General features: G+C 73.4%; 22 protein-coding genes. 14 read left to right on the top strand and 8 right to left on the bottom strand.

Annotated features, from left to right (window positions below; genetic code table 11):
- The first annotated feature begins 19 nt into the window (after positions 1-19).
- From DQE82_RS21155 to DQE82_RS21145, 3 genes are all read left to right on the top strand, one after another.
- Positions 20-1,186, top strand: coding sequence for an acyl-CoA dehydrogenase family protein (locus tag DQE82_RS21155; protein ID WP_113973573.1), 1,167 nt, complete (start codon positions 20-22; stop codon positions 1,184-1,186).
- Between the two features lie 105 nt (positions 1,187-1,291).
- Positions 1,292-2,338: a type III polyketide synthase gene (locus DQE82_RS21150; RefSeq protein WP_370446801.1), complete on the top strand. Its 1,047-nt coding sequence runs from the start codon at positions 1,292-1,294 to the stop codon at positions 2,336-2,338.
- 39 nt (positions 2,339-2,377) lie between these two features.
- Complete coding sequence (locus DQE82_RS21145) at positions 2,378-2,977, top strand: hypothetical protein (RefSeq protein ID WP_064446766.1); 600 nt, start codon at positions 2,378-2,380, stop codon at positions 2,975-2,977.
- Between the two features lie 7 nt (positions 2,978-2,984).
- Here DQE82_RS21145 and DQE82_RS21140 read toward each other — a convergent pair whose 3' ends face one another.
- Positions 2,985-3,680 carry a hypothetical protein gene (locus DQE82_RS21140; RefSeq protein ID WP_113973571.1) on the bottom strand — a complete coding sequence of 232 codons (696 nt, stop codon included), beginning with the start codon at positions 3,678-3,680 and terminating at the stop codon, positions 2,985-2,987.
- A 328-nt stretch (positions 3,681-4,008) separates the two neighbouring features.
- On the opposite strand from DQE82_RS21140, the gene DQE82_RS21135 reads away from it, so the two are divergent.
- Positions 4,009-4,494, top strand: a complete 486-nt coding sequence (locus tag DQE82_RS21135) for a CarD family transcriptional regulator (protein WP_007073334.1) — start codon at positions 4,009-4,011, stop codon at positions 4,492-4,494.
- A gap of 53 nt (positions 4,495-4,547) precedes the next feature.
- Positions 4,548-5,243, top strand: coding sequence for a 2-C-methyl-D-erythritol 4-phosphate cytidylyltransferase (gene ispD / locus DQE82_RS21130; RefSeq protein ID WP_069089192.1), 696 nt, complete (start codon positions 4,548-4,550; stop codon positions 5,241-5,243).
- 8 nt (positions 5,244-5,251) lie between these two features.
- Here ispD and DQE82_RS21125 read toward each other — a convergent pair whose 3' ends face one another.
- Positions 5,252-6,358: a hypothetical protein gene (locus tag DQE82_RS21125; protein ID WP_197494894.1), complete on the bottom strand. Its 1,107-nt coding sequence runs from the start codon at positions 6,356-6,358 to the stop codon at positions 5,252-5,254.
- A 163-nt stretch (positions 6,359-6,521) separates the two neighbouring features.
- Here DQE82_RS21125 and ispF point away from each other — a divergent pair, with 163 nt between their 5' ends.
- A complete protein-coding gene (ispF, locus tag DQE82_RS21120) occupies positions 6,522-7,004 on the top strand; it encodes a 2-C-methyl-D-erythritol 2,4-cyclodiphosphate synthase (protein WP_043327925.1) in 483 nt (160 codons plus the stop codon).
- 37 nt (positions 7,005-7,041) lie between these two features.
- Here the strand turns inward: ispF and DQE82_RS21115 are convergent, their stop codons facing one another.
- On the bottom strand, positions 7,042-7,572 hold the full coding sequence (locus DQE82_RS21115; RefSeq protein WP_043327926.1) for a hypothetical protein: 531 nt from the start codon (positions 7,570-7,572) through the stop codon (positions 7,042-7,044).
- Between the two features lie 176 nt (positions 7,573-7,748).
- Between DQE82_RS21115 and DQE82_RS21110 the strand changes: the two genes are divergently transcribed.
- Genes DQE82_RS21110 through DQE82_RS21100 form a run of 3 tightly spaced genes read left to right on the top strand, consistent with a single transcriptional unit; the run spans position 7,749 to position 11,327 of the window.
- A complete protein-coding gene (locus DQE82_RS21110; RefSeq protein WP_113973570.1) occupies positions 7,749-9,101 on the top strand; it encodes a BTAD domain-containing putative transcriptional regulator in 1,353 nt (450 codons plus the stop codon).
- Positions 9,102-9,151: 50 nt separating this feature from the next.
- Positions 9,152-10,240 (top strand): lipopolysaccharide assembly protein LapB, encoded by a 1,089-nt coding sequence (locus DQE82_RS21105; protein ID WP_113973635.1) that lies wholly within the window; start codon positions 9,152-9,154, stop codon positions 10,238-10,240.
- A 46-nt stretch (positions 10,241-10,286) separates the two neighbouring features.
- A complete protein-coding gene (locus DQE82_RS21100; protein WP_113973569.1) occupies positions 10,287-11,327 on the top strand; it encodes an NAD(P)-dependent alcohol dehydrogenase in 1,041 nt (346 codons plus the stop codon).
- A gap of 55 nt (positions 11,328-11,382) precedes the next feature.
- Here DQE82_RS21100 and DQE82_RS21095 read toward each other — a convergent pair whose 3' ends face one another.
- Positions 11,383-12,549, bottom strand: a complete 1,167-nt coding sequence (locus DQE82_RS21095) for a homogentisate 1,2-dioxygenase (protein WP_043327929.1) — start codon at positions 12,547-12,549, stop codon at positions 11,383-11,385.
- Between the two features lie 94 nt (positions 12,550-12,643).
- On the opposite strand from DQE82_RS21095, the gene DQE82_RS21090 reads away from it, so the two are divergent.
- The 5 genes from DQE82_RS21090 (at position 12,644) to DQE82_RS21070 (ending at position 17,176) form a co-directional block, all read left to right on the top strand.
- Positions 12,644-13,510, top strand: coding sequence for a hypothetical protein (locus DQE82_RS21090; protein WP_199496058.1), 867 nt, complete (start codon positions 12,644-12,646; stop codon positions 13,508-13,510).
- A gap of 167 nt (positions 13,511-13,677) precedes the next feature.
- Complete coding sequence (fahA, locus tag DQE82_RS21085) at positions 13,678-14,877, top strand: fumarylacetoacetase (RefSeq protein ID WP_043330870.1); 1,200 nt, start codon at positions 13,678-13,680, stop codon at positions 14,875-14,877.
- Between the two features lie 174 nt (positions 14,878-15,051).
- Positions 15,052-15,261 carry a DUF397 domain-containing protein gene (locus DQE82_RS21080; protein WP_043327931.1) on the top strand — a complete coding sequence of 70 codons (210 nt, stop codon included), beginning with the start codon at positions 15,052-15,054 and terminating at the stop codon, positions 15,259-15,261.
- A 114-nt stretch (positions 15,262-15,375) separates the two neighbouring features.
- Positions 15,376-15,858 (top strand): SRPBCC family protein, encoded by a 483-nt coding sequence (locus tag DQE82_RS21075; protein WP_043327932.1) that lies wholly within the window; start codon positions 15,376-15,378, stop codon positions 15,856-15,858.
- A 67-nt stretch (positions 15,859-15,925) separates the two neighbouring features.
- On the top strand, positions 15,926-17,176 hold the full coding sequence (locus DQE82_RS21070) for a PQQ-binding-like beta-propeller repeat protein (protein ID WP_113973567.1): 1,251 nt from the start codon (positions 15,926-15,928) through the stop codon (positions 17,174-17,176).
- Positions 17,177-17,282: 106 nt separating this feature from the next.
- On the opposite strand, the gene hisC is transcribed toward DQE82_RS21070, so the two are convergent.
- The 4 genes from hisC to hppD form a co-directional block, all read right to left on the bottom strand.
- Positions 17,283-18,386: a histidinol-phosphate transaminase gene (gene hisC, locus DQE82_RS21065; protein WP_043327934.1), complete on the bottom strand. Its 1,104-nt coding sequence runs from the start codon at positions 18,384-18,386 to the stop codon at positions 17,283-17,285.
- Positions 18,383-19,420 (bottom strand): RDD family protein, encoded by a 1,038-nt coding sequence (locus DQE82_RS21060; RefSeq protein ID WP_113973566.1) that lies wholly within the window; start codon positions 19,418-19,420, stop codon positions 18,383-18,385. Before DQE82_RS21060 ends, hisC begins: the two co-directional genes overlap by 4 nt.
- 115 nt (positions 19,421-19,535) lie before the next feature.
- Positions 19,536-20,231 carry an RDD family protein gene (locus tag DQE82_RS21055; RefSeq protein WP_113973565.1) on the bottom strand — a complete coding sequence of 232 codons (696 nt, stop codon included), beginning with the start codon at positions 20,229-20,231 and terminating at the stop codon, positions 19,536-19,538.
- Positions 20,232-20,241: 10 nt separating this feature from the next.
- Positions 20,242-21,447: a 4-hydroxyphenylpyruvate dioxygenase gene (gene hppD / locus DQE82_RS21050; RefSeq protein WP_043327937.1), complete on the bottom strand. Its 1,206-nt coding sequence runs from the start codon at positions 21,445-21,447 to the stop codon at positions 20,242-20,244.
- Positions 21,448-21,465 lie beyond the last annotated feature (18 nt).

Raw genomic sequence — 21,465 nt, 5'->3', positions numbered from 1 at the left:
ACGCCGAGAAGGGGGCGACATGACTGTGCACGCGCTGGAGGCGGCCCGCCGGTTGGCGCCGCGACTGGCCGCCCGCGCGGCCGGGCACGACCGCGACGGCTCGTTCCCCGTGGAAGACTTCGCGGACCTGCGGGCGGCCGGGCTGTTCGGGCTGATGGTGCCGCCCGAGCTGGGTGGCGCGGGCGCGAGCTTCTTCGAGTACGCGGCGGTCGCCACCGAACTGGCCCGGGGCAACGGCGCGACCGCGCTGGTGTTCAACATGCACGCCTCGGTCACCGGCGCGCTGGGCGCGGTCACCGAGGAACTGGCCGAGGCGCTCGGCGTACCGGATGAGGCGCTGGCGGCGCGGGACCGGCTGCTGCGCGCGGCGGCCGACGGCGCCTGGTACGCGGTGGCGATGAGCGAACGCGGCGCCGGCGCCCGGCTGTCGCAGCTCAGCACCGTCTACGAGCCGGTCGAGGGCGGCTGGCACATCAAGGGCAGCAAGACGTTCTGCTCCGGCGCCGGCCACCCGGACGGCTACCTGGTGGCTGCCCGCAGCGCCGCCGACCAGTCGGTGGTGTCGCAGTTCCTGGTTCCGGCCGGGGACGGGATCACCGTGGAGCCCACCTGGGACTCGCTCGGCATGCGGGCCACCTCGTCGCACGACGTGCACCTGGACGTGACGGTTCCGGCCGACCGGCTGCTCGGCGGCGTCGAGGGGCTGGCTCTGGTGGTCGCGCAGCTCATGCCGCACTGGCTGGTGGCGAGCTACGCGGCGGTCTACGTGGGCGTGGCCCGGGCCGCGATCGACGCGGCCGCCGAGCACCTCAACGCCCGCAACCTCGCCGGGCTGCCCGCGGTGCGGGCCCGCCTGGGCCGGGCGGACGCGGCCACCGCCGCCGCCGAACTGGTGGTCGCCGAGGCGGCCCGCCGGGTCGACGAGGCGCCCGGCGACGCCGAGACGAACCGCTGGGTGTGGCGGGCCAAGCTGCTGGCCGGCACCACCGCCGCCGAGGTCGCGGCCTCGATGCTGGAGGCGGCCGGCACCTCGGCGACCCGGCGCGGGCATCCGCTGGAGCGGCTCTACCGGGACGCCCGCTGCGGCTCGCTGCACCCGGCCACGTCCGACGTGTGCGCCGACTGGCTCGGCATCGCCGCGCTCGGCGGCGACCCGGACCGGGACAGCGCGCTCCCTCGTTGGTGAAGCGCGAGGAGCGAGCCGGTTTTGCGAGCCCCGCAGTCGCGAACGAAAGGCTGCCGGGTGACCAGGGTTGGTGCGAGAGATGAGGGAGGGGTGGGGGACGTGGGCATGCCGGTGATCGCGGGCCTGGGTACGGCGCATCCGCCGGGCGCGGACCAGGACGAGCTGTGGACGGGTTTCTTCGCGGGGCACTTCCAGGGGAACACCCGGGCGCTGGCGCAGCGGATCTTCGCGAACTCGGGCGTCACCCGGCGGCAGGCGGCGGTCAACCCGCTGCTGGAGGACGTCTCGGAGTGGCCGACCGAGCGCCGGATGCGCCGCTACCAGGTCGAGGCGCTGCCGCTGGGCAAGGAGGCGGTCAGCCGGGCGCTCACCGCCGCCGGCCTGGACGCCGCCGACATCGGGATGTTCATCGTCTGCTCCTGCACCGGGTACGCCACCCCGGGGCTGGACATCCTGCTCGCCCGGGACCTCGGCATGTCGCCGAGCACCCAGCGCATGTTCGTCGGGCACATGGGCTGCTACGCGGCCCTGCCCGGGCTGGGCGCGGCGAGCGACTTCGTCACCGCCCGGGGGCGTCCCGCGCTGCTGCTCTGCGCGGAGTTGACCAGCCTGCACATCCAGCCGCCGGGCGCCCGGGTGGACACCCAGCAGATCGTCTCCCACGCGCTGTTCTCGGACGCCGCGGTCGCCGCCGTGGTCGTCCCCGGGGGCCGGGGGTACGCGCTGCGCGAGGTCACCTCGGTCACCGACACCTCCACGGCCGACCACATGACGTGGGACGTCACCGACACCGGCTTCCGGATGGGGCTGTCGCCCAAGGTGCCGCAGGTCCTCTCCCGGCACGTCCGGACCCTGGTCGACGAGCTGCTGGCACGGCACGGGTGCGAACGCTCCGACGTGGACGGCTGGGCGGTGCACCCGGGCGGGCCGCGGATCCTCAACGTGGTGGAGCGTGAGCTGGCGCTGCAGCCGGACGGGCTCGCCGCCTCCCGGGGGACGCTCGCCGAGCACGGCAACTGTTCGTCCCCGACGACGCTGCTGATCCTGGACCGGCTGTGGCGTACGGAGCCGTCGCCGCCGCGCTGGGTGGTGATGCTCGCGTTCGGGCCGGGGCTGACGCTCTACGCGGCGCTGCTGGAACGCGTGGGCTGACGGGTCGCCCCGGTCGCGCCGCGCCGATACGCTGCCCGCATGGCCTCCGAGGAGCGGGACGGGCGGGCGTTGCTGGCCGGCCTGACCGTCCTGGCGCTGTTGCTCGGCTCGGCCTGGTGGCGGTCGGCGGCCCCGCAGCCCGGCCCGGCCACGTCGGCCGCGCCCGCGAGCGTGGATCTGGCCCCGCGCAACTGGCGGGTCGACCCGTCGACGGGCGAAGCGCGTCCGGTGCCACGCGCCGGGCGCGAAGCGGCGTTGGACAACCGCCGCGTGCCGCGTGCCGAGCCGGACCGCTCGGTGGTGATACGGGTGGAGGACGACGGCACGACGCGTCTGCTCCAGGTGTCGCACGTCGTGTGGCGGGAGAGGTCCCGGCTGACGCCGGGCGGGCCGCCTGTCGTCCGGCAGGTACGGCCCACGCGGGGCGACAACTACCGGCTGTCGGTGAGCTGCGCCGGTGACGGGCTGGTCGTCGTACTCGTCTCCGGCCTCGGGGACGACGAGTTCCGGCGGGCGCTGCGCTGCGGCGGGCAGCTGGACGTGCCGGTGGTGGGCGGCAGTGGCGAGCTGGTGCAGATGCGGTTCGTCGCGATAAGGGGCCGGGCCGACCTGGACGCCCGGCTCGAGGCGCTCTACTGACGGTCGGTCAGCCGGCCAGCCGGGCCAGGTCGGCCCGGTAGTCCGACAGCGGGCCCAGTTCCGGCACCACCCGCACCAGCGAGCCCTGCCGGTCCACCAGCAGCGCCGGGGCGATGCCGGGCTGGGCGGACAGGTGCAGGTAGGAGCGCAGCCCGCCGGCCGGGTCGCCGAGTGGGCGTACCCCCGGGACGCTCGCCGAGCCGGCCCGCCGGCCCGCGGTCACGGTGACCACCGTGACGCCGGGCGGGGCGGCTCCGGCCGCCGCGGTGACCTGCTCGGCGCAGGCGCAGGCGTCGGTCAGGATGATCATGGCGGGCAGCATGCTGCGCAGCGGCACCGGCACGTCGTCTGCGCCGACCAGGTCCAGCGCGGGAAGCGGGCCGACCGGTTGCGGGGCTGCGCCGCCGCCGTGGGGGAGCACTGTCGGTGCGCCGGACCGGGTGGCGCGTGGCCAGGTGACCGCCGCGAGGCCGGCGAGTGTGATCAGCACCGATACGAGCAGGATCAGCGCCGGTAGTCCGAGGCGGAGCGAGCCGGTGCGGCGGCCGGCGGCCGTTCGTGCCCGCCGTAGCTCCCGGCGGACCTGCCGGGCCTCGTCGGCGAGCGCCGAGGCGTCGTCCGGGACGACCACGCGGCCCCACTCCGGGGGCAGGCCGGGGAGCCCGTCCGGCGGCCCCTGGCCGTCAGCGTCAGGCACGCCCATCGGACCCCCAGGAACGTCTCGGTGAGCGGACGTCGCGTCCTCTCCCAGCGTCCCGCACCGGCCGCCGTAACGCCACACCTGGGCGCGGACGGACTTGCGGAGCTACCATGGAAGGAGCGCATTGCCCTAGATCTGGACGCTCCCGTCACCCCTTACCGGGTTGTCACGTGATCCTCACGGAGCGTGTCGAAACCATCGGTTTGGCCGCCTGTCAAGCTGAAGAAATACCTCTCACAGGGCCCCTGAGCTGCGCCAACGGTCAGGACAGCGGTGAGACATCGGTGCCTGAGCGTGTTACCCTAGACACAGCGAAAGGGGTTTCGAACCTATGGTTTTCAGTGTCGGCGAGACCGTTGTTTACCCCCACCACGGGGCCGCACTCATCGAGGCAATCGAGACTCGGGTCATCAAGGGCGAGCCCAAGCAATACCTCGTCCTGAGGGTCGCACAGGGTGACCTGACGGTCCGGGTTCCCGCCGAGAACGCCGAGATCGTGGGTGTGCGCGAGGTGGTTGGCGAAGAGGGCCTGGGCAAGGTCTTCGACGTGCTCCGTGCACCACACACCGAGGAGCCGACCAACTGGTCGCGGCGTTACAAGGCGAATCTGGAGAAGCTGGCCTCCGGTAACCCGCTGAAGGTGGCCGAGGTCGTCCGCGACCTGTGGCGCCGGGAGCGGGAGCGGGGCCTGTCGGCGGGCGAGAAGCGGATGCTCGCCAAGGCTCGTGACATTCTCGTCGGCGAGGTCGCGCTGGCCGAGAAGAGCACCAAGGACGAGGCCGAGACGCTGCTCGACAAGGTGCTGACCGAGGCCTGATCCACACCTCTGCCTCTACCCACCCCGCAGCGAACGAATCCGAGGACCGCGACGTGACCGCGCAGCTCAATCCGCGCGGTGACGTCGCGGTCCTCGTTCCTGCGGCCGGTGCCGGCGTACGCCTCGGACCCGGCGCCCCCAAGGCGCTCCGCCCGCTCGCCGGTGAACCACTGCTCGTGCACGCCGTCCGCCGGGTCGCCGCCGCGCCCTCGGTGCACACGATCGTGGTGGCCGCACCGGCCACCGAGGTCGAGGCGGTACGCGCGATGCTGGCGCCCGTGGCGCCGGTGACAGTGGTGCCCGGTGGCGCCGAGCGCCAGGCGTCGGTGGCGGCGGCTCTCGCAGCGGTGCCCGCCGGTCCGGAGATCGTCCTGGTGCACGACGCCGCCCGTGCGCTCACCCCGCCGGGCCTGGTCGAGTCGGTGGCGGCGGCGGTCCGCGACGGGCACGACGCGGTGATCCCGGTGCTGCCGGTGGTCGACACCGTCAAGGAGGTCGACGCGGCCGAGCGGGTGCTCGGCACCGTCGACCGGTCCGCGTTGCGGGCGGTCCAGACGCCGCAGGGCTTCCGCCGCTCGGTACTGCTCGCGGCCCACCGGTCGGCGGGTGACGCGCTCACCGACGACGCCGGGCTGGTCGAGAAGCAGGGGATCGCGGTCACCTGCGTACCCGGCTCCGAGCTGGCCCTGAAGATCACCCGCCCGTTCGACCTGTCCCTGGCCGAACACCTGCTGTCCACCGGCGCCTGACGTACTCCTCACAGGTCGGCGGTGGATCGAGCCCGGCGCAGGCGGTCTCGGACGACATACCGCTGACCCTGGGTGAAGGCGCTACCTCTGCCTCGGCTGTGATGCGGGATGGGCGTCGGTAGCGTCAGGTGGCCAGCCGAACCTGGCGCGGTGAGGCCGAATACCTGATAGCGCCCTTCGGTCCACCCCTGCTTGCGGCTGACCTCGATGATGTCGGCGAGGAGGGCGTCGCGCCGTTCGCCCGTCGCTCGGAGCCGGTTCACCTCACCGACTGTCCAATCGACGTTGTCGAGCCGAAAGAGAATCTTGGGCACCTCTGGAAGGATCTGGCGCTGAGAGTAGAAGGCCAGATGATCCACAGGTTGAAATGATCTGCCCGCCTGGCAGACGTACGCTCGCGTCGACTGATAGAGCCCCCATGCGTTCCTGGCGGGGACCACCACGGTGTCGTTGCGGGCGGCTGGGCGCAGTCGGTGCACCTCGGTCACCCGCTCGATCCTCCTGAGCCAGCGGGCGGCGTCCGGGTCCGCCCACGCGACGACATCGATCATCTGGCTGAGGCGGAACGGCACGTCGGTGGCGAGAAGCGAATCATGATGAGCCAGCCGATTGCGGAACACCCGGAGGGCATTCATGGCGCTGGCGACATCGTGGCGCTTGCCGGACGAGTAGGGGAAGGCGCGGTGCAGGGCCTCCCGCCAGAGTTGCTCGTGCTCCGAACCCAACATCGAGACCCAGAAGCCGAAGCTCAAGCCCGCGATGATTTGGTCGCGGGTTTCCTTCTGGGAGTGCTCTCGACGCAAGCGCGCGCGGACCTCGGAGACGTTTCGATCGATTCCATCCTGCACCTGGCGCTTACCGCTGACCGTCAGAAGGAACCATGGGATACCGCGGCCCGGCTCGTTGAGGTGCGCCCTCATCTCCCGATCTATCGCGTTGCGGGTGACGACCTCGACGTAGTGAAACGCCTCGAACGACGCGCCCGTCAGGGCGACGCTCCACTCGTAAAGCTCACAGGCCTTGCTCTCGTCGCCACCGGCGGCAGCCAGATAGGGATGGAACCTGCCGAGGGAGATCCAGTGATGCACGGTTCGCGCATGGGGGTGTGGCGTCACGGACTGGATGCTAAGCGTGACGATCGCGGCGGATTGTCCGGCGCGCCGACGGCAAGAAAGAGCCCCAGGCGCATGCGCGAGGCAGAGGCGACACTGGGGCGTACAGAAACCAAGCTAACCACAGCCCGGGCGGCCGTCAAGGCGCAGCGCGTACCCTCTGGTCATGATCGTTCCTCGGGTGGCCGTCGGCACCGACGTGCACGCGTTCGCGGCCGGGCGGCCCTGCTGGGTCGCGGGCCTGCACTGGCCGGACCAGGACGGCCTGGCCGGTCACTCCGACGCCGACGTGGCGGCGCACGCCGCCTGCAACGCGCTGCTCTCCGCCGCCGGCCTCGGTGACCTGGGCGCGAACTTCGGGGTGGACCAGCCGGAGTGGGCCGGTGCCTCCGGGGTGGCGCTGCTGACCGAGAGCGCGCGCCGGGTACGGGCGGCGGGCTTCCGGATCGGCAACGTGTCGGTGCAGGTCGTCGGCAACCGCCCCAAGATCGGGCCGCGCCGGGAGGAAGCGCAGCGGGTGCTCTCCGAGGCGGTCGGCGCGCCGGTGACCGTGTCCGCTGCGACCACCGACGGCCTCGGCTTCACCGGGCGTGGGGAAGGGCTGGCCGGGATCGCGGTGGCCCTGGTCTACGAGGCCCCGGCCGACTGACGCGGTGACCGGGGACGCCGGTCACCGCGTCACCCGATCAGTCGACGTCGGTGCAGACGTTGTGGGTCGTGCCGTGGAGCATCGTGATGGTCTTGTCGTAGGTGGGGGAGAACTCCACCCGGAACTGGCCGTCGACGATCCACAGCCCCTTCGGCAGCGTGCCGGCGTTCTCCCGGAAGCCGAGGAGCACCGGCCCGGTCACGTACCAGGTCATCGAGCCGTCGGTGCGGTAGTCGACGAGCGAGGTGCCGCTCGCGTCAGCGGTGGACGTGGCGCCGGTCTCCAGGTTCGTCACCCGGTTGATCAGGGCGCCGGTGAACAGTTCTCGCTTCGGTGCGCCGTCCGGATACGTGGCGAGCGTCAACTTGCGCACCTCGTCCACGATCGGCTCCACGCGTACCGCGAACTCGCATCGCGCGCCGGCGGGCAACTCGAATGGCGCCTGTGGGGCCGGCTCCCAGGCGCCGACGCCGTGGTGCCGGTCCGGCGCGGCGGTCGCCGAGCCGGGTAGCGCCGCGACAACCACTGCCACAACCGCCGCCACCGCGACGCTCATCCTGAAACGCATGTCCGCTCTCCATCTCGTCGGTGGTCAGGGCGGTCAGGATCGCCGGGCCGGCTCACCACGGGCTGACCGCACTGTGCGGAGCCGTTCCGAGCGGGCGGACCGGACGACCGGACGGCTGACCATGCGATCACCGCCGCACGGCAACCTCCGGCCCGGATCGACCGGTCCTGTTCGGTATGGAGTTCCGCCTGCTCGGGCCGTTCGAGGCCCGCCACGACGGTCGGCCGGTCGAGGTCGGCAGCCGACGCCAGGAGCGATGCCTGCTCGGGATGCTGCTGCTCGACGTGGGGCGCGTGGTGCCGACCGACCGCCTCATCGACCTGCTCTGGAACGGCCGGCCGCCGGCCGCCGCTCGGGGCGTGGTGCAGACGTACGTCGGGCGGCTGCGGGGCTCGCTCCACGCGTACGGAGTGCGGATCAGCACCCGGGGCGAGGGCTACGTGGTCGAGGAGGACGGGCACCGGGTCGACGTCGACGAGTTCGCCGAACTGGTCCGGAGGGCCGGGAGAGCCGCCGACCCCGCCGAGCGGGTGCGGTCGCTCGACCGGGCGCTGGCTCTCTGGCGCGGGCCGTTGCTCGCCGACGCGGCGGACGACGAGCTGCGGCACCGGCTGCACGGCACTGTCGAGGAGCTACGCCTGGTGGCCGTGGAGCTACGGGCCGAGGCGCAGCTCGCGTTGGGCCAGCACACGCGGGCGATCGCCGAACTGCTGCCGCTGGCCGCCGAGCACCCGACGCGGGAACACCTCGTGGCGGTCCTGATGACCGCCCTGTACCGGGGTGCCCGGCGGGCCGACGCGCTGCGCCTCTACCGCGCCACGCGGGACCTGCTCGTGGCCGACTTCGGTGTCGAGCCGGGGCCCCGGCTCCGCGAGGTGCAGCGGCGGGTGCTCGCGGGCGACGACCGCCTGGACCGGGTCGGCCGGCCGATGCACGAGATCCGGGTGAACGACGAGAGCCTGCCGTGGAGCGTGGGCGGCCACCCGGCCCTGGACTTCTGCAACACCCTCGCCGGTTGGGGGCGCGAGTCCCCGTTGCCCGGCGCCGAGTGGCTGCGCGGCTATCGCACCCTTGCTGTCTGGGCCGGCCATGTCGGGCTGGTGGACGAGGTGTCGATGAACCGTCTGCTTCACCTCGCCCGGCGCGATCCCGGCACGGCGGAGGTGGTGCTCGACGAGGCCCGTACGCTCCGCGCCGCGCTCTACGCCAGCCTGGTCGACCCGGACGACGGCCCGGCCTTCGAAGCGGTCGCCCGGGCCGCCGAGGCCGCCGCCCGTACGCTCGCGTTCCGGCGCGCGGTCGACGGACGCGGTCGCTGGTGGCCGGACCTCGCCGCCGGCCTTCGGGTGCCGGTGCACGCCGCCGCGTTCAGCGGCGCGCAACTGCTCGCCGATCCGGCCCGGTTCACCGTGCGGGCCTGCCCGGACCGGAGCTGCGGGTGGTTGTTCCTGGACGAGAGCGGGCTGCGCCGGTGGTGCAGCCTCGGGACGTGTGGCGGCCGGGCGGGCGTCGCCTGCCGGAGTTCCTGACGACGGGAGCTGTCGGCAGCTGGTGGGCCGGGGCGGATACGCTCGCCGGGATGCCGAGTGACGCCGCACCCGACCAGTCCGCCGCCGACGGCTACCTGCAACGCGCCCATCTCCTCGCCGAGCTGGGCCGCTACGACGAGGGCGTCGGCGAACTCACCGCGCTGCTCGCGGACGAGCCCGGGCACCTGCCCGCGTTGACCATGCTGGCCCGGATGCACCTGGCCGCCGGGCGTCCGGCGGAGGCGCTGGCCGTCGCCGAGACGGCCGTGACCCCAGTTCCGGACGCCGTGACAGCCGACGGCGAAACGTCCGCCGTCGAGCCGCCCGTTGCCGTTGAGACGTCCGGGACGCGTGCCGCCGACACGGCCGGGGGTGTCCTGCCGGTGCTCGTGGCCCGTGGCTTCGCGCTGCTCGACCTCGAACGCTGGAAGCCCGCAGCGGCCACCGCCGACGAGATCCTGGCGCGCGGTCCGGGCGACGCGTACGCGCAGCGCAGCGCCGCCGCCATTCTCTCCGCGTCGCGCAACGGGCAGGCGGCGCTGGACGCGGCGTGGCGGGGTGTCGAGCTGGCCTCGGATGAGCCGGAGGCGCACCTGGTGCTGGGCCTGGTCGCGGTGCGGCTGCAACTGTTCGACCTGGCCGAGCGGGCCTACCGGGAGGCGCTGCGGCTGGACCCGGAGCTGGGCGAGGCGGGGCAGGACGTGGGCGTGGCCCGGCTGGAGCGACGCCGCTACGCCGAGACGCTGGAGCACCTGACCGCGCTGGCGGACCTGCCGGTGGCCCGGCCCGACCCGGTCCGGACCGTGGACGACGGGATCCGGCGGCTCCTGCTGTCGGTGGCCGGCTGGTCGCTGCTCGCGAGCCTGCTGGCCGGCGTCCTGGCCCCGGCCTCGTCCGGCGCGTCCCGGCTGTTCGCGGCGCTGTCGGTGGCCGGCGTGGCGGTGCTGCTGCGGCGTCCGGCGACGTGGCGGCCCGGCCTGCGGGAGGCGATGTCGCGCGGCCTGGCCGTGCCGGTCTGGGCGGCCGCCGCCGCGGTGCTGCTGCTTCTCGTGTACGCGCTGGTCGGCAGCCCGTGGCCGCTGGCCGGGGTGGTGACCGCGTCGGTGGTGGCCGGACTCACCGCGTTCGCTCGCCGGTGAGAGGGTAGGAGGACCGGAAACACCGGCTCAAGGAATGCGGGGACCCGTGCTCACCGTCAATGCCTACGCGGCGACGTCCGCGACCGAACCGCTCGTCCCGACCACCATCGAGCGGCGGGATCTCGGCCCGGACGACGTTCTCATCGACATCAAGTTCTCCGGCATCTGTCACTCCGACATCCACACCGCGCGCAGCGAGTGGGGCCCGACCCGCTACCCGATCGTGGTCGGCCACGAGATCGCGGGCGTGGTGCGTGAGGTCGGCTCGGCGGTCACGAAGTTCGCCGTCGGCGACCGGGTCGGCGTCGGCTGCCTGGTCGACTCCTGCCGGGAGTGCGACAACTGCCGCAAGGGGCTGGAGCAGTACTGCCTGAAGGGCAGCACCGGCACGTACGGCGGGGTGGGGCGGGACGGCAAGCCGACCCAGGGCGGCTACTCGCAGGCCATCGTGGTCACCGAGGACTTCGTGCTGCGCATCCCGGACGGCATCGAGCTGGACGCCGCCGCGCCGCTGCTCTGCGCCGGCATCACCACGTACTCGCCGCTGCGGCACTGGAACGCCGGGCCGGGCACCCGGGTTGCGGTGATCGGCATGGGCGGTCTCGGCCACATGGCCGTGAAGCTGGCCCACGCGATGGGCGCCGAGGTGACTGTGCTGTCGCAGTCGCTGAAGAAGCGGGAGGACGGGCTGCGGCTCGGTGCCGACCACTACTACGCCACCTCGGACGAGGAGACGTTCCGTGAGCTGGCCAACTCGTTCGGCCTGATCATCAACACGGTCAGCGCGACCCTCGACATGGACGCGTACCTGCGGCTGCTCGCGGTGGACGGGACGCTGGTCAACGTGGGCGCGCCCGAGGATCCGCTGTCGGTGCACGCGTTCTCGCTGATCCCGGCCCGCCGGTCGTTCGCCGGGTCGAACATCGGCGGCATCGCGGAGACCCAGGAGATGCTCGACTTCTGCGCCGAGCACGGGCTGGGCGCCGAGATCGAGGTCATTGGAGCCGAGAAGATCAACGAGGCGTACGAGCGGGTGCTCGCCTCCGACGTGCGCTACCGCTTCGTCATCGACGCGTCCACGTTCTGACGACCGCGTGCGAAGGGGCCGCGTCCGTGCCGGGCGCGGCCCCTTCTCGCGTACGTCAGGGCTTGCGTGCCCAGGTCCAGGCGTAGCCGTCGTCCTCGCAGTCGGCGGCCGCGTCGCAGAGGTCGAGCGGGCGGAACGTGTCGACCATGACCGCCAGCTCGTCGAAGAACTCCGCGCCGATCGAGCGTTCGGCCGCGCCCGGCTGGGGGCCGTGGGTGAAGCCGGACGGGTGCAGCGAGATCGAGCCCTGCTCGATGCCGGAGCCGCGCCGGGCCTCGTAGTTGCCGCCGGTGTAGAACAGCATCTCGTCGGAGTCGACGTTGTGGTGGTTGTACGGCACCGGGATGGCGGCCGGGTGGTAGTCGACCTTACGCGGCACGAACGAGCAGATCACGAAGTTCGGGCCCTGGAACGTCTGGTGCACGGGCGGCGGCTGGTGGATCCGCCCGGTGATCGGCTCGAAGTCGTGGATGGAGAACGCCCACGGGTACATGTGCCCGTCCCAGCCGACCACGTCGAACGGGTGGTTGGCGTAGACGTACCTCGTCCACCCGCGGCGGTGCTTGACGAGCACCTCCACCTCCTCGCCGTCGACGAGCAGCGGCGTGTCCGGTCCCCGGACGTCGCGCTCGCAGTAGGGCGCGTGCTCCAGGAACTGGCCGCGTACGGAGAGGTAGCGCTTGGGCGGGCCGATGTGGCCGGACGCCTCCACGGCGAGCAGCCGGGTCGGTTCGTCGCCCGTGGGCACGAGGCGGTGGATGGTCGAGGTGGGGATGACGACGTAGTCGCCCGCGACCGCGTCGAGCACGCCGAACGGCGACTCCACCCGCATCGACCCGGCCTCCAGGTAGAGGCAGTGGTCGCCGGTGGCGTCGCGGAACAGCGGCGACGGGCGGTCGGCGAGCACGTACGCGATGCGTACGTCGTCGTTGGCGAGCAGGTACTGCCGGCCGAGCACCGGGTCGGCGCCGGTGCCGTCGAGCTTGTGGGTGCGCAGGTGGCGCGGCTTGAGCGGCAGGTTCGGCACCCGCGTGACCGTGGGCGGGGCGAACTCCTCGGCGGCGAGGATCGCGGTCGGCGCGTGGCGGTGGTAGAGCAGTGACGAGTCGGAGGAGAAGCCCTCCTGGCCGACCAGTTCCTCCGCGTAGAGCGTGCCGTCGGGCTGGCGGAACTGGGTGTGGCGCTTGCGCGGCACGTCGCCGACGCTGCGGTAGTACGGCATCTCGCCTCCCGATATGTCCCGTTCTCCGGCCGGTGGCGTCCGATAATCGGACGCTGTTGTCCGTTCCTCGTAGCGTCCCGTACATTCTTGTCTCGTGTCAACGCAGGTGCCCCGCCTCCTCTCCGGCCTGGTGGACGACGCCGCGGTCTTTCCGCCCGGAAACGCCGCGCTGCCCGACGCGGTGACCGCGCACCGCACCCACCGCGCCGCCTGGTACACCGACATGGTCGGCCCGCTGCTGCTGCCCGCCTCGGAGATCCAGCGCGGGTCGCTGCGCGGCCTGGTGGACCCGGCCGAAGGGCTGGTCATCGGGCTGATCGGCGACACCGGCCTGGACCAGCTCCCGCAGGCGCTGGACGCGCTCGCGCCCGACGGGGTGACCGCCCGGCAGATCGAGGCGCCGGTGGCCAAACGCGGTGAGGACCCGCAACCCGGGCTGTCCGAACTGGTCGCGCTCGCCGACCGGCTCGACGGCACCGCCGTCTACGCGGAGATCCCGCTGACCTTCGGGCTGATGGGCGCGCTCGACACGCTCGCCGAGGCGCGCGCGGACGGGCTGCCGGTGGCCGCCAAGTTCCGTACCGGCGGGCTCGCCGCCGAGCTGTTCCCCACCCCGGTCGAGCTGGCCGCGGTGATCTGCGCCTGCCGGGACCGTAAGCTGCCGTTCAAGCTCACCGCCGGGCTGCACCACGCGATCCGGCACCGCGACCCGGAGACCGGCTTCAACCACCACGGTTTCGTCAACGTGCTGGGCGCCACGCTCGCCGCGGTCGGGGGCGCCGAGGTGGACGGCGTGGCCGAGCTGCTCGCCGCCACCGACCCGGTCCGTGTGGTCGAGCCGGCGCGGGCGCACCGCGACGCCGAGCGTCCGCTCTGGGTCGGGTACGGCTCGTGCAGCATCTCCGAACCACTTACCGATCTGATCCGGCTGGGGCTGGTGAACGGAGGCTTCGAGGCATGACCGAACGCACCGAGCGGAGCGAGGGCCGTGAGGGCGTGCCCAGTCTGCACGGCATGACCGAACGCACCGAGCGGAGCGAGGGCCGTGAGGGCGTGCCCAGTCTGCACGGCATGACCGAACGCACCGAGCGGAGCGAGGGCCGTGAGGGCGTGCCCGGCCGGCACGGCATGACCTGGGTACCAGGGGCGGCGGGGTCGCCGTACGGGGTGACGAACCTGCCGTACGGCGTGTTCCGGCACGGCGAGGGCGAGCCGCGTATCGGCGTCCGCATCGGTGACTTCGCGCTGGACCTGGCCGGCGCGGAGGCCGCCGGTCTGGTGCTGGCCGGCGGGGCGCTGGGCCGGCCGACGCTCAACGCCTTCATGGCGCTCGGCCGCCCGCAGTGGACGGCGGTCCGGCAGCGGGTCGTCGAGCTGCTCACCGAGCCGGAGCACCGGGCGGCGGTCGAGCCGCTGCTGGTGCCGCTGCGCGAGGTCGAGATGGCGCTGCCGTTCGAGGTGGCCGACTACGTCGACTTCTACTCCTCGGAGCACCACGCCTCGAACGTCGGGCAGATCTTCCGGCCCGGCCAGCCGCCGCTGCTGCCGAACTGGAAGCACGTGCCGATCGGCTACCACGGCCGGGCCGGCACCGTGGTCGTCTCCGGCACCCCGGTGATCCGCCCGACCGGGCAGCGCGCCAGCGCGCAGGGCCCGACCACCGGCGCGTCGGTACGGCTGGACATCGAGGCCGAGGTGGGCTTCGTGGTGGGCGTGCCGAGCCGGCTGGGCGAGCGGGTGCCGGTGGCCGACTTCGCCGACCACGTCTTCGGCGTGGTGCTCGTCAACGACTGGTCGGCCCGGGACATCCAGGCCTGGGAGTACCAGCCGCTCGGGCCGTTCCTCGGCAAGTCGTTCGCCACGTCCGTCTCGGCCTGGGTGACGCCGCTGGAGGCGCTCGCCGACGCGTTCGTACCCGCGCCGGACCAGGACCCGCCGGTGCAGGACTACCTGCGCGACACGCCGCACCTCGGGTTGGACCTGACGCTGTCGGTGCAGTGGAACGGCGAGCGGGTCGCCGAGCCGCCGTTCGCCGGCATGTACTGGACCCCGGCGCAGCAGCTCGCCCACCTCACCGTCAACGGCGCGTCGCTGCGTACCGGTGATCTCTATGCCTCCGGCACCGTCTCCGGTCCGGAGCGCGGCCAGGTCGGGTCGTTCCTGGAGCTGACCTGGGGCGGGTCCGAGCCGGTCAAGTTCGCCGACGGCAGCGAGCGGACGTTCCTGGAGGACGGCGACACGGTGACGATCACCGCCACCGCGCCCGGCCCGGACGGCACCACTGTCGCGCTGGGCGAGGTCACCGGGACGATCCTCCCGGCCCGCTGAGTTCTGCCATCCCGAACGGCCCCGGTCGCACCCGATGTGCGACCGGGGCCGTTTCCTTCCGCGTTTATCGCTCCGGATCACGTACGCCCCGGACGGCGGCTCCCGGCCGGAACGGAGCCGCCGATGGTGCCGGGTCGGGGGGCGTACCCGGGTAGCCGAACAGGAAGGACGAGCATGACCGAGTTGACCGGCGCCGTCTGGCGCACCAGCAGCCGCTCGAACGATCAGGGCCTCTGCGTCGAGGTGGCGACGAACGTGGTCGCCGCGCACGGCGTGGTGGGCGTACGCGACTCCAAGGACCCGGACGGCCCGGCGCTCGCGGTGAGCCCCCCGGGCTGGGCCGCGTTCGTCACCGCGCTGCGGGGCGGTTCGTTCCGCGGCTGACCGTCAGTGCCACACCCCGGTGCCCCGACGATCGGGGCACCGGCGGTGGAAATGTCACAGCGAGGCTCCCCGTTTCCGGTCACGGCCCGTACCGTGTACGACACGGGAGGTGCCATGTCGACGGTCACGGTGTCCGCATTCATCGAAGCGCAGGCCGCCGACCTGTGGCGCCTGCTGACCGACCTCCCGGCCCGCGCCGACTGGCTCTCGGCGGTGAGCGCGGTCGAGGTCCTCGGCGGCGGCGGGTTCGGGCCCGGCTCGACCTGGCGGGAGACCCGCGTCCGGCCGGACGGCGGCGCCGAACCGGAGGAGTTCGAGGTGATCGAGGCGGTCGCCCCGAGCCGCCTGGTGCTCGGCTCGCGCGGCGCCGGCGCGGACTACCGCATCACCTGGACGCTGCGCACCGTCGAGCGGCGACGCCGCGGCTGCACCGAGGTCACGGTCGAGCAGGAGGCGGCGCCGACCCGCCCGTACGGCCGGGTGCTGGCCCTGATTCTCGGCGGCCTGGCCGCCCGCGCGGTGGAGGGCGCGCTCCGACGCGACCTGGCCGACCTGGCGCTGGCCGCCGGACCGGCCCGGTCCTCCGAGGCCGCCTGAGCCGACCTGGCCGCTCGCCGCGCCCGGCCCGGACCTGGCCGGTAGGGTGCCGGGTCGGAGGTGACGGATGGCGAAGGCCGCGAGGCGGCGGGCCGTGGTGGCGCTGGTGGCGGTACTCGCCGTCGCGGCGACGGTCGCCGTGGTGGTCCGGGTGCTGGCGCCGGCCGAGGTCGAGACCGTCGCCCGGGAGCCGTACCCGGCGGCGCCCGCGCCGACCGCCGGGGTGATCGGGCGGCTGCCGGTGGCGCCGCTCGTCGTCGACGGCCGGCTGCGCGTCTACGCGGGCGCCCGTCAGGTGTACGCGGACCAGCCGGTCACCGGGCGGCACCGGGTCACCCCGTTCTGGTCGTACCGTCGCTGGCCGGCCACGTTGACCGGGGTGCTCGCCCAGGACACCACGGTGGTCAGCCGCTGGTCCGACGGGAAGCTGGTGGCACTGGACGCGCGTACCGGACGGGTCGCCTGGCGGGCCGACGGCCCGGAGCCGGGGCCGGTGCCGGAGCCGAGGCGGACCTACGCCGGCACGGTCTGGGACCCGGCCGGGCTGCACGTCGCTCGTGCCGCCGGCCGATCCGTGCTGGTGTCGGCGGGTCCCGGCGGGGTCGGCGGGTACGACCTCGCCGACGGGCGCCGGCTCTGGCGCGCCGACCTGCCCCGCGACTGCCGGGCCGACGTGGGTACGACAGCCAGCGGCGAAGTGGTCGGGGTGGACAGCTGCGAGGGGCCGCCCGTGGTCGAGCTGCGGGACGCGGCGACCGGCACGGTGCGGACCCGCTGGCGTCCCCCGGACGCGCCGGATCAGCTCGTGGTCACGCCGGTCGGCTGCCCGCACGGGCACTCCGGCTGCCGCGGGTTGCGCACCGCCGGGCCGGGCGGTGCGGGCGGCAAGGGCTGGCTGGTGACCGACCCGGGCGAGCCGAGCGCCGCGCCGGGCCTGGACGCGATGGACACGGTGCTGGACGGCGAGCGGGTGGTGGACACGTCCGGCCCGGTGGTGGTCGGGCGTTCGGCGCGTACCGGCGCGGAGCTGTGGCGCAGGGCGGACATCCACCCGGCCCGGGTGCTCGCGACCGAGCCGGGGCGGGTGCACCTGCTGACCGACCGGCGGGAGCTGGTCACCGTCGACCCGCTCACCGGCGCGACCCGGTCCAGTTTCGTGCTCGACGTCGGGCGGGACGGGATCGGCTGGCGGCCGGGCCGGGCGTACGCGGTGGACGGCTACGTCGCCGTGGAACGGCTGCGGGAGAGCGCCACGCCGGAGGACGACGACCAGGGCTACTTCCTGATGGCCGAGCCGGTGCTGCTCGCCGCCACCTGACCGGCGGTTCGGCCTGCAAAACGGACAAAAGCCACTATTGTTGTCGGAGGAGACGCCCAGGGCCGGTCCGTAGGGGGTTGACGGACCGGCCCCGGGCGCGCCCCGGTCAGGCCAGGGCGGACTCGGCCACCGCCAGGAACGCGTCGTTCTCGGCGGGGGTGCCGATGGTGACCCGGACGCCGTCGCCCGGGAACGGGCGGACGATCACGCCGCGCGCCTCGCACGCCCGGCCGAACTCCACCGCCCGCTCGCCGAGCGGCAGCCAGACGAAGTTGGCCTGGCTCTCCGGCACGTCCGGGACGAACTTGCGCAGCGCCTCGGTGACCCGGTCCCGCTCGGCCACTACCAGCGCGCAGCGCCGCTCCACCTCGTCGGCCTGCGCCAGCGCGGCCAGCGCGCCGGCCTGGGCGGCCATGCTGGTGGAGAACGGCGTGACCACCTTGCGCACGGCGGCGGCCACCTCCGGCGCCGCGACCAGCCAGCCGATCCGCAGGCCGGCCAGGCCCCACGCCTTGGACAGCGTGCGCAGCACCGCCACGTTCGGCCGGTCCAGGTAGGTCAGGCCGTCCGGCACCTCCGGGTCGGTGACGAACTCCCGGTACGCCTCGTCGATCACCACGAGCACGTCGTCCGGCACCGCGTCGAGGAAGCGGTCCAGCTCCGCCCGGCGCACCGCCGTACCGGTCGGGTTGTTCGGGTTGCAGACCAGGATCATCCGGGTCCGGTCGGTCACCGCCGCCGCCATCGCGGTGAGGTCGTGACCGTGGCCGGCGTCGTTCGGCACCCGCACGCTGGTCGCGCCGCTGGTCGCCGCGATGATCGGGTACGCCTCGAAGGAGCGCCACGAGTAGAGCAGCTCGTCACCGGGCAGGCAGGTGGCGCGGACCAGGTGCTCGGCCAGCGCCACCGAGCCGCAGCCGGTGGCGATCCGGTCGGCGTCCACGCCGTACCGCTCGGCGAGCGCCTGACGCAGCGCCACCACGCCCATGTCCGGGTAGCGGTGCGAACCCGCCACCGCCTCGGCGACCGCCTCCACCACGCCGGGCAGCGGGCCGTAGGGCACCTCGTTGCTGGCCAGCTTGATCGCCTCGGGCAAACCCAGCTCCCGCGCCAGGTCGGCCGGGCTGCGGCCGGGCACGTAGTTGGGCAACGCGTCCAGGTCGGCGCGGGTGAGCCGCAGCGGAGGCTGGTGGCGTCCGGTCTCGGTCATGGGGTGTCTCCCGGGGTGTCGGCGCGGTCGCGCGGGGTGGTACGGGGGTCGGGCCGCTTACGGGGAAGCTGGACCACCACCGTCTGCGCCCGCTTGTCGTGCAGGGCCTGGCGCAGCGGCTGGTCGAACAGGGGCGAGACCGCGTCGATGAGCTGCAGCAGCAGACCGAGCCCGCAGCAGTACCAGAGCAGCGTGGGCAGGCCGAGCGTGCTCCAGCGCCGGGTGGCCCGGCCGAAGCCGAGCGGCTGGTCCGCCTCGACCGGCAGCGCGCGTACGCCCATCAGCCGCTTGCCGAACGTCTGCCCGCGCGCCGCCATCGACGGCACCTCGTAGGCGTACCAGAGCGCGGTGGCGATCACCAGGATGGCGATCTGGAGGCCACCGGCCTGGTCGTCGATCTGGGGCAGCCCCTCGGTGGAGGTGTCACCGTTCATCGCGCGGCGCACCGACTCACGCAGGTACGGCGCGACGGCCTCGAAGTAGCGCCAGACGAACCAGCCGTTCACCACCGCGTTGAGCAGGAACACCACGCCGAAGTCGATCAGGCGGGCGACCAGCCGCGCGCCGTACGAGGCGAGCGGCAGCCCGTGCGGGCGCGGAATCGGCTGCGCGCCCGGCCAGTGCGGGTACGGCCAGCCCGGCGGCGGTCCCTGCGGCGCCGGCCCGGCCTGACCGGGCTGCCGCGGCCACGGGCCGCCCGGCCCCGGCTGTCCGGGCTGTCCCGGCTGCCCCGGCTGTCCCGGCCAGGGACCGGGCTGTCCGGGCCACGGGCCGGCCTGACCCGGTTGGCCCGGCTGGCCCGGCCACGGTCCGCCCGGCTGGGCGGGCGCGCCGGACGACGGGGCGACCTCGGACCCGCTACCCGTCCCGGCACCGGGCGTCGCGGCGGCGGCCGGCTCGGGTTCGGCGGGCGGTGGACCGTCGGGCGGGGTGACGTCGACCGGGATCGGCGCGCCGATCCAGCCCTCGCCGTCCCACCAGCGGCGGGTCTCCGGGTCGGCGGGGTCGACGTACCATCCAGGTTCCAAGCTCACAGCGCCGTCCTTGTTCCCGACTGCGGGGCTCGCAGGCCCGGCTCACTCCTCGCGCTCACAGTGCTCCCCTCAGTTCGCGACTGCGGGGCTCGCAGGCCCGGCTCACTCCTCGCGCTCACGGGCCAACCTTAACGACGACCGTTCCGGCGAACTTGTCGTGGAGGCACTGCTGCCAGGGCTTGTCCCACAGTTGCCAGAAACCGTCGAGGTAGTTGAGGAACGGCACGAACATCCCGCCGGCGAACTCGACGGCCCAGCGCTTGCCGAGCATGCCCCGGCTCAGCGCGGCGTCCGGCTGCACCGGCACGATCCGCAGCTTCATCACCTTCTTGCCCAGCGTCTGGCCGGTCCGGCGGGCGTACTCGACGTGGTAGACCCAGTAGAAGACGAGCATCAGCAGCAGGACCCCGAGCTCGGCGGCGAGCAGCGGCAGGAACACGCCGGTCCAGAGTTCGGCCGGGTCGGGACCGTTCGGGCCCGCCTGCTCGATCTCGTCGATCATCCGGACGAAGACGAGGGCGAAGACCGGCAGGAACAGCACCATCGTCACCGCCATCGCGACGGCGGTGTCGATCAGGTAGGCGATCAGCCGGTCACCGAAGCTCGCCAGCGGCTGCCCGTTCGGCGCCACCGGGGGCGGGACGGGCCTCGGGGCGTACCCCGGTGGGGGGTAACCGGGCGGCGGGTAGCCGGGCGGGCCGGCGTACCCCGGAGGAACGTGCTGCGCGGGCCCCGCGGGCGGCGCGAAGCCGCCGCCCGCGGGTGCAGGCCCGGCAGGCGGCGGCGTCGGGTTCGGGGGAGGCTGGGTCACGCCGACAGTGTTACAGGTTGCCGCGCTTCTCCTGCTCCCGCTCGATCGCCTCGAACAGGGCCTTGAAGTTGCCCTTGCCGAAGCCGAGGGAGCCGTGCCGCTCGATCAGCTCGAAGAAGACCGTGGGACGGTCCTGCACCGGCTTGGTGAAGATCTGGAGCAGGTAGCCGTCCTCGTCCCGGTCGACCAGGATCTTGCGGGACTGCAGCTCCTCGATCGGCACCCGGACGTTGCCGATGCGGGCGCGCAGCTCCGGGTCCTCGTAGTAGGAGTCCGGGGTGTCCAGGAACTCGACGCCCGCCGCGCGCATGGCGTCCACGCTGGCCAGGATGTCGTTGGTGGCCACCGCGATGTGCTGGGCGCCGGGGCCCTGGTAGAACTCCAGATACTCGTCGATCTGCGACTTCTTGCGGGCCACGGCCGGCTCGTTGAGCGGGAACTTCACCTTGCGGGTGCCGTTGGCGACGACCTTGCTCATCAGCGCCGAGTAGTCGGTGGCGATGTCGTCGCCGATGAACTCGGCCATGTTCGAGAAGCCCATGACGCGCTTGTAGAACTCGACCCACTCGTCCATCCGGCCCAGCTCCACGTTGCCGACCACGTGGTCGACGGCCTGGAAGAAGCGCTTCGGCTGGAGGCCGGCGTCGATCATCGGCTGCCGGTCCACGATCGGGCCGCGGGCCACGAAGCCGGGCAGGAACGGGCCGGTGTAGCGGGACCTGTCGATCAGGCTGTGCCGGGTGTCGCCGTACGCGGCGATGGACGCCATCCGCACGGTGCCGTGCTCGTCGCTGACGTCGTGCGGCTCGACCAGGCCGGTGGCGCCCTGCGCGACGGCGTGCGCGTACGCGGCGTCCACGTCCGGCACCTCCAGCGCGATGTCGGAGACGCCGTCGCTGTGCTTCGCCACGTGCTCGGCGCCGTCGGCGTCCGGCCGGACCGCGCCGGTCAGCACGAAGCGGGCCGAACCGCTGGTCAGGACGTACTGCGCGTGGTCGCGGTAGCCCTGCTCCGGCCCCCGGTACGCCACGCAGGTCATGCCGAACGCGGTCGAGTAGTAGTGCGCGGCCTGCTTGGCGTTGCCGACCAGGAAGTGGACGTGGTCCATGCCCTTGACCGGGAACGGGTCGCGGCTGATGTCGTGGTCGACGGCGCCGACGAGAGCGTCGACGTCGACCTCCTCGGTCGACTGGGGTCGGTCGATCGCCTGGGTCATGGTGGCCTCCCTCGCGTA

The organism is Micromonospora sp. LHW51205 (assembly GCF_003315815.1).
Lineage (GTDB): Bacteria > Actinomycetota > Actinomycetes > Mycobacteriales > Micromonosporaceae > Micromonospora > Micromonospora chalcea.
Note: the sequence above shows the minus strand (reverse complement) of the source record. Positions and strands in the feature narration are given on the sequence as shown.